The sequence below is a fragment of the Streptomyces triticisoli genome (genome assembly GCF_003270085.1).
GTDB classification, from domain to species: Bacteria; Actinomycetota; Actinomycetes; order Streptomycetales; family Streptomycetaceae; genus Streptomyces; species Streptomyces triticisoli.
Window position 1 is genome coordinate 1 of record NZ_QFDQ01000178.1, and the last position, 1967, is coordinate 1967.

Sequence of the window (1967 nt, forward strand, 5' to 3'; positions counted from 1 at the left end):
GCCGACGTGCCGGGCGCCGTCGGCCGGGTGCCCCGGCCCGGCGGTCCGTCGCTCGGCGCCGTCCCGGCCGCCGCGGGAACGGAGGCGGGCAGGTGACCAGAACGCTGACGGGGCCCACCAACCACGTGGTGGTGGTCGGCGCGGGACTGGCCGGCCTGTCCGCCGCCCTGCACCTGCTCGGCGCCGGCCGCCGGGTCACCGTGGTCGAGCGCGACCCGCGCCCCGGCGGACGGGCCGGGCGCCTCGCGCTCGGCGGCTACCTGATCGACACCGGACCCACCGTGCTCACCATGCCGGACATCGCCGACGAGGCGTTCGCCGCGGTCGGCGAGTCGCTGCGCGACCGCGTCGACCTGATCGCGCTGCACCCCGCGTACCGGGCACGCTTCGCCGACGGCGGCACCCTCGACGTGCACACCGACGCGGAGGCGATGGAGGCGGAGATCGAACGGTTCGCCGGTCCCGCCGACGCGGCGGGCTACCGCCGCCTGCGCCACTGGCTGCGGCAGCTGTACCTGGCCGAGTGGGGCCGCTTCCTCGACGCCGACTTCGACTCACCGCTCCAACTGCTCACCCCGGACCTGGCCCGCCTCGCCGCGCTCGGCGGCTTCGGCCGCTGGGAGGCGCGCATCGCCCGCCACCTGCGCGACGAGCGGCTGCGCCGGGTCTTCTCCTTCCAGGCCCTCTACGTGGGCGTCCCGCCCGAGCGGGCCCTGGCCGCCTATGCGGTGATCGCCTACATGGACACCGTCGCCGGGGTGTACTTCCCGCGCGGCGGCATGCACGCCCTGCCCCGCGCGATGGCCGACGCCGCGACGGCGGCCGGGGCGGAGTTCCACTACGGGCAGCCGGTCACCCGCCTGGAACGCGCCGGCGAGCGCGTCACCGCCGTGGTGACCGAGGAGCAGCGCATCGCCTGCGACGCCGTCGTCCTCACCCCCGACCTGCCGGTGACCTACCGCCTGCTGGGCCGGACCCCGCGCCGCCCCGTGCGTCTCGGACACGCCCCGTCGGCCGTGGTCCTGCACGCCGGCTGCGACCGCACCTGGCCGGAACTGGCCCACCACACCCTGTCCTTCGGCCGCGCCTGGCGGCGCACCTTCCGTGAACTCACCCGGACCGGCGAGCTGATGAGCGACCCCTCCCTGCTGATCACCCGGCCCACCGCCACCGACCCCGCCCTGGCTCCGCCGGGCCGGCACCTGCACTACGTCCTCGCGCCCTGCCCCAACACCGACATCGGGCCCGGTGCCGCCGACTGGCCCGGCCTCGCCCCGCGCTACCGCGACAGCCTGCTGCGCGAACTCGACCGCCGGGGCCTTGCGGGCATCGCGTCGGCCATCGAGGAGGAGTGTCTCGTGACCCCCGCCGAGTGGACCGGGCAGGGGCACGCCGCGGGCACGCCCTTCTCCGCCGCGCACACCTTCGCCCAGACCGGCCCGTTCCGCCCCCGCAACCTGGTGCGCGGCACCGCCAACGCCGTCCTCGCGGGCTGCGGCACCACGCCCGGCGTCGGGGTGCCGCCCGTGCTGCTGTCCGGAAAGCTGGCCGCCGCCCGCATCACCGGTCACCCCCGTCCCCGTCCCCGATCCCGCCCCCGTCCCCGCGCCGCGTCCGCCGGACCGGCCGGCCTGCTCGAACAAGGAGTACGACCGTGACCGCCCGGGAACTGGACGCCGCCGGCATCACCGACCCGCGCCTGCGCGCCGCCTACACCCACTGCCGTGAGCTGAACGCCCGGCACGGCCGCACCTACTTCCTCGCCACCCGCCTGCTGCCGCCCGGCCGGCGCCCCGCCGTGCACGCCCTGTACGGCTTCGCCCGCTGGGCCGACGACATCGTCGACGCGTTCGACGGCGACCGGGGCGGACACGCCGACGGCGCAGCGGCCCGGCGGGCCGCCGCCCTGGACCGGCTCGGTGACGACCTCGCCCGGGGCCTGGCCGGCGGGAAGGGCGCCGCGCCGG

At 77.5% G+C, this 1967-nt stretch carries 2 protein-coding genes; both read left to right on the forward strand.

The window, feature by feature from the left end; all coding sequences use genetic code 11:
* Nucleotides 1-92: 92 nt before the first annotated feature.
* On the forward strand, nt 93-1658 hold the full coding sequence (gene crtI / locus DEP02_RS23935) for a phytoene desaturase family protein (protein ID WP_112469759.1): 1566 nt from the start codon (nt 93-95) through the stop codon (nt 1656-1658).
* Nucleotides 1655-1967: squalene/phytoene synthase family protein (locus tag DEP02_RS23940; protein WP_198668560.1), on the forward strand; the 313-nt coding region annotated here is incomplete at its 3' end. The genes crtI and DEP02_RS23940, both read left to right, overlap by 4 nt.